General features: G+C 72.7%; 1 pseudogene. It reads left to right on the top strand.

The features are described from left to right. Window positions 1-526, top strand: a pseudogene (locus RT91_RS19425) (glycine dehydrogenase (aminomethyl-transferring)); the annotation flags it as partial.

Genomic DNA, 526 nt, shown 5'->3' with positions numbered 1-526 from the left:
CGCTCGCCATTGTCGCGGCCGATCCGCTGGCGCTGACGCTGCTGCGGCCGCCGGGCGAGAKYGGGGGCGGATAGTCGTGGTCGGCTCGGCGCAGCGCTTCGGCGTGCCGATGGGTTTCGGCGGCCCGCACGCGGCCTATTTCGCCACCCGCGATTCGCTGAAGCGGCATATGGCCGGCCGGCTGGTCGGCGTTTCGGTCGATGCGGGAGCCCGGCGCTGCGGCTCGCGCTGCAGACGCGCGAGCAGCACATCAGGCGCGAGAAGGCGACCTCGAATATCTGCACCGCTCAGGTGCTTCTGGCGGTGATCGCCGGATTCTATGGCGTGTGGCACGGGCCGGAAGGGCTGGCGCGGATCGCCCGGCGGGTGCATCTCGCGGCCAGGCTGCTGGCCGGCGCGGCGCGGGCGGCGGGGCTTTCGATCCGCCATGACGTGTTCTTCGACACGATCGCGATCGAGGCGGGCGCCGGTGCCGACTCGCTGATGCAGCGGGCGCTGGGCGCGGGGTTCAACCTGCGGCGCGTCG

Source organism: Acidiphilium sp. JA12-A1 (assembly GCF_000724705.2).
GTDB classification, from domain to species: domain Bacteria; phylum Pseudomonadota; class Alphaproteobacteria; order Acetobacterales; family Acetobacteraceae; genus Acidiphilium; species Acidiphilium multivorum.
The sequence above is the reverse complement of the archived record's forward strand: the minus strand, read 5'-3'. Positions and strand labels throughout refer to the sequence as shown.